Here is a 4,282-nt window from a genome sequence, read left to right as displayed (position 1 = left end):
CAGCGCACACGCCAGCCCCGACCGACCTCCTGGTCGCACTTTTCAAAAACCTGTCCGACAGTCGGACAGGTTTTTCAAAACCGAGCCCGGCAGACCCCCCCACGATTCGCCAACGCCCCTGAGTGAGCCTCGGGCGCTCAGCGCTTCCGGGCCAGCACCGCCAGCGTCACCGTGGCCTTCGACACGAGCTTCTCCTCGCCTCGGGCCACGGCGTACACCTCGGACTCCACCACGGACAGCGTGCGTCCGGCGCGCAGCACCCTCGCGCGGCACCGGAGCTCCTCGCCCACCGCCGCTTGAAGCAGGTTCATGGTGAAGCCCGTCGTCAGCACCAGCTGGTCCGCGGCGATGAGCGAGCCCGCCGCGGAGCCTCCGGTGTGGTCCGCCATCGTCGCCTGCACGCCCATGTGGATGACGTCGTCCTGCTGCAGGTGCCGGGGTCGCACCGTCAGCCGCGTCTCCACCTGTCCGGGCGTGACGCGGACCAGCTCGTAGCCCACGTCCGTGACGAACGCCGCCTTGCGGAAGATGTCCTCCACCTGCCGGACATAGTCCGGGTTCCTCGGTTCCATCGGGCTCGCGACTACTTGATGAGCGACATCCAGCCGTGGCGGTCCGCCACCGTGCCGTACTGGATGCCGGTGAGGGTGTCGTAGAGGCGCTGGGAGACCTCGCCCACCTTGCCGTCACCGATGCGCAGCTCGCCGTCCGAGAAGCCCAGCCCGCCCACCGGCGATATGACCGCCGCGGTGCCCGTGCCGAACACCTCGCGCAGCTCGCCCTTCTTGTGCGCCTCGCGCAGCTCGTCGGTGGACAGCCTGCGCTCGCTCACCTTCATCCCCCAGTCGCGCAGAATCTGCAGCGCGCTCTCGCGCGTAATCCCCGGCAGGAAGGTGCCTTCCAGCGGCGGGGTGATGATCTCCTCGCCGATGCGCACGAAGAGGTTCATCGTGCCCACCTCCTCGATGTAGCGGTGCTCGAGCGCGTCCAGCCACAGCACCTGGGCGTAGCCGCGCTTCTTGGCCTCCATCGACGCCTTGAGGCCCGCCGCGTAGTTGGCCGCCGCCTTCGCGCCACCCAGGCCCCCGGGCGCCGCGCGCGTGTGCTCCTGCTCCACCCAGATGCGCACCGTCTCGGCGCCGCCGGCGAAGTAGCTGCCCACCGGGCTGAGGATGACGAAGAAGATGTACTTGTCCGCCGGCCGCACCCCGAGGAAAGCCTCGGAGGCGATCACCGTCGGCCGCACGTACAGCGACGTGCCCGGGGCGCTGGGCACCCACTCGGCGTCCACCTTCACCACCGCTTCAATCGCCTCGCGCGCCACCTCGACCGGCACCGGCGGCATGCTCAGCCGCTCGCAGCTCGCCGCCAGACGCTTGCAGTGGTCGGTGATCCGGAAGGCGCGCAGCTGCCCGTCCTTGCCGCGGAACACCTTGGAGCCATCGAACACCGCCTGCGCGTAGTGCAGCACCGAGGCGCCCGGGTCCAGGCCCAGCGGCCCGTACGGGAGGATCCGCGCCTGATGCCACCCGCGCTCCGGCGCGTACTCCATCCGGAACATGTGGTCGGTGAAGTACTTGCCGAAGCCGAGTCCCTCGTTGGAGGGCTTGGACTTCAGGGTGGCGGTGCGCTGGGTCTCGATGGGCAACATGCTTCGGCTCCTCGTGCAGAGGGGACGGGGTGCTCTTCCGTCCGGGGCCCGGGCCTGCCCCAGTGGCTCGCGCTTCTCCCGTCGATTGAGGGTGACAATCCCCGGGAAGAATCGAGACAATGAGTTACGTTGCGTGCCGTATTCCGTCAAGTGTATCGATTGTCACCATGACAAGTTGGATGCCGGAGCTCCGGGGACGCAGCGGGCCGTTGTACCGGGCCATCGCGGACGCGCTCGCCGAGGACATTGACGCGGGGCGTCTGGCCCCCGGCACCCGACTGCCCACGCACCGGGAATTGGCCGAGCGGGTGGGCGTCACGGTGGGGACGGTGACGCGCGCCTACGCCGAGGCGGAGAAGCGCGGCCTCCTGAAAGGCGAGGTGGGCCGCGGTACCTATGTGAGGGACCGCGAGGTGCCCGCGCACATGCCCCTGCCGATGGACACGGGGGACGACGCGCCGGTGGAGCTGGGCATCAACGCCCCCGCGACGCCCGAGGGGGATCCGGCGAGTCAGGCGCTCCGACGCTCGCTGGAGGAGCTGGGCCGCTCGGCGCGCCTGGCGGAGCTGCTCGCCTACCAGCCGGCGGCGGGTCCTTATACGCACCGCGTCGCGGGCGCGGCGTGGGCCTCGCGCTTCGGGCTGCAGGCCAGGCCGGAGCAGGTGGTGGTGTGCGCGGGCGGGCAGCACGCCATGGAGGTGGCGCTCGCGGCGATGACGAAGCCCGGGGACACGCTCGTCACCGAGGCGCTCACCTACCCGGGGCTCAAGGTGCTGGCGCGGCGCTTCCAGTTGAGGCTGCAGGGGCTCGCCATGGACGCGCAGGGGCTGGTGCCCGAGGCCTTCGAGGCGGCGTGCCGGGGCGGTGGGGTGCGGCTGCTCTACACCCAGCCCACGTGCCACAACCCGACGGGGGCGGTGCTGCCGGAGGAGCGGCGCAAGCGCATCGCCGAGGTGGCGCGCAAGTACGGGGTGCTGGTGCTGGAGGACGACGCGTACGGGCTGCTGCCGGAACGTCGGCCACCGCCACTGGCCGCCTTCCTGCCCGAGGCCAGCTACTTCATCGCCGGGGTGTCCAAGCTGCTCACGCCAGGGCTGCGCATCGGCTACCTGGTGGCACCGGCGCGGGCGCGGGGCGAGCGGCTGGCCGAGGAGGTGGGGCTGGCCTCGCTGATGACGACGCCGCTGATGGCCGAGGTGCTGGCGGGCTGGGTGGAGGACGGCACGGCGGACGACCTGGTGGTGCGCCAGCGGCAGGAGGTGGGCGAGCGGCTGGAGCTGGCGCGAGCGGTGCTCGGGAGCGAGGCGCTGCGGGTGCGCGGGGTGCCGCTGTACCACCTGTGGCTGGGGCTGCCGGAGGGACGGCGCAGCGAGGAGTTCGTGGCACAGGCGCGGCGGGCCGGGGTGTCGGTGACGTCGGGGGATCTGTTCACCGCGGGGCCGGGGCCGGTGCCGTCGGCGGTGCGGGTATGCATCGGCGCGCCGCGCACGCGCGCGCAGTTGGAGCGGGGCCTGCGGCGGCTGCGCGAGGTGCTCGACGCCGGGCCCGAGCCCCTGGCCGCCATCGTGTGAGGGGCCTCCCGGCCGCGTTTCGCGCGAACCTGTCCACTAAGTGTACAGGTTGGCGAAGACCGCGCCCGGCACCTCAGGGTTGGAGCGAGGTGGGCGGCGGCTCCTTCTTTCCCACGGGGAAGTAGCACTTGCCCTCGTACTCGGCGGTGCTCCGGGGACAGGGGGGGCGCGCTTCGAGGGTGACCCAGCAGCCACCGCGAATCTCCACCTCGGTGCCCTTGAGACACGGCGGCTTCTGCTGCTGCTTGAAGGGGGTCTCCGGCATGGGGTAGCCGATGCCCCGCGGCGCGGCGTCCCGCCCGGCGGTGAAGGCGATGGGCTCGTCGAGCACGGCCTCGGCCACCCGGGGACTTCGCTGCGTCCCGGCGGGCTCGGGAGGACGTGGCCAGAAGGCCAGCGCGAGCCGCACCGCCACGGCGACTCCGGCTCCCGCGAGCAGCCAGGGCCCATGTGCGAGCAGTCGCCTCGACCAGGCGCCCCGAGGCTTCCGGGTGAGGTGGGCATGCACGTCCATCCGGTCCTTGGGGCGCAGGTGCCCCAGCGTGCCCTTGAGCAGATCGAACATCAGGGGCAGGTCGTGGACGGCGGGAGCCTCCGCGGCCGACGCGTACTCCACCTCGATGGCGACGCAGGGGGGGAACACCCCGCTCGTGGCGCGCACCGTCCAGGCCGAGCCCGAGCACCACGTGTCCGCTCGCCCTGGCGCCAGCACCACGGCGAAGGCCCCCGTCTCGAGGTTGTGCGCCTCGTAGAGGCGCCCCAGGTGCGCGCCGAGGTCCCAGGAGCGCTTGCCCACGAGGTATGGCCCCAGCCTGCCACCGCTCCATGAAGGTGTGTCGCCCATCCCTGTCTCTCCCGCGAAGTGCTCCGAGCCAGCTTACCCGGTCATCGGACGCTCCACGCCAAGGGTGCGCCGTCCTCCGGTCTCCCGAGCCATGGCGGTGGTGGCTGTCCGTCCCTACCTGGGATGTCAGACGGCCGGGTAGACTGGGGGAGTCGGGATGGGGCCCCGTCCCGTCGGTGTTGGAACCACCAGGAGGCGACAGATGGGGAAGGGGAA

Annotated in this window: 4 protein-coding genes; 1 reads left to right on the top strand and 3 read right to left on the bottom strand. The window is 71.6% G+C overall.

The window, feature by feature from the left end:
• Nucleotides 1-137: 137 nt before the first annotated feature.
• Together VF697_RS35770 and VF697_RS35765 are read right to left on the bottom strand one after the other, a co-directional pair.
• Nucleotides 138-572, bottom strand: a complete 435-nt coding sequence (locus tag VF697_RS35770; RefSeq protein WP_331102180.1) for a PaaI family thioesterase — start codon at nucleotides 570-572, stop codon at nucleotides 138-140.
• An 11-nt stretch (nucleotides 573-583) separates the two neighbouring features.
• Nucleotides 584-1,651: a branched-chain amino acid aminotransferase gene (locus tag VF697_RS35765; protein WP_331102178.1), complete on the bottom strand. Its 1,068-nt coding sequence runs from the start codon at nucleotides 1,649-1,651 to the stop codon at nucleotides 584-586.
• A 179-nt stretch (nucleotides 1,652-1,830) separates the two neighbouring features.
• Here VF697_RS35765 and VF697_RS35760 point away from each other — a divergent pair, with 179 nt between their 5' ends.
• Nucleotides 1,831-3,222: a PLP-dependent aminotransferase family protein gene (locus tag VF697_RS35760; RefSeq protein ID WP_331102176.1), complete on the top strand. Its 1,392-nt coding sequence runs from the start codon at nucleotides 1,831-1,833 to the stop codon at nucleotides 3,220-3,222.
• A gap of 73 nt (nucleotides 3,223-3,295) precedes the next feature.
• Here VF697_RS35760 and VF697_RS35755 read toward each other — a convergent pair whose 3' ends face one another.
• Nucleotides 3,296-4,066: a protein kinase gene (locus VF697_RS35755; protein ID WP_331102175.1), complete on the bottom strand. Its 771-nt coding sequence runs from the start codon at nucleotides 4,064-4,066 to the stop codon at nucleotides 3,296-3,298.
• Nucleotides 4,067-4,282 lie beyond the last annotated feature (216 nt).

The sequence above is a fragment of the Archangium sp. genome, assembly GCF_036388035.1.
GTDB lineage: Bacteria > Myxococcota > Myxococcia > Myxococcales > Myxococcaceae > Archangium.
This window is presented reverse-complemented; position numbering and strand designations above follow the sequence as displayed.

Excerpts from the sequence above, each read along its gene's own strand:
- VF697_RS35770 (WP_331102180.1), bottom strand. The coding sequence starts at position 572 with ATGGAACCGAGGAACCCGGACTATGTCCGGCAGGTGGAGGACATCTTC.
- VF697_RS35765 (WP_331102178.1), bottom strand. The coding sequence starts at position 1,651 with ATGTTGCCCATCGAGACCCAGCGCACCGCCACCCTGAAGTCCAAGCCC.
- VF697_RS35760 (WP_331102176.1), top strand. The coding sequence starts at position 1,831 with ATGCCGGAGCTCCGGGGACGCAGCGGGCCGTTGTACCGGGCCATCGCG.
- VF697_RS35755 (WP_331102175.1), bottom strand. The coding sequence starts at position 4,066 with ATGGGCGACACACCTTCATGGAGCGGTGGCAGGCTGGGGCCATACCTC.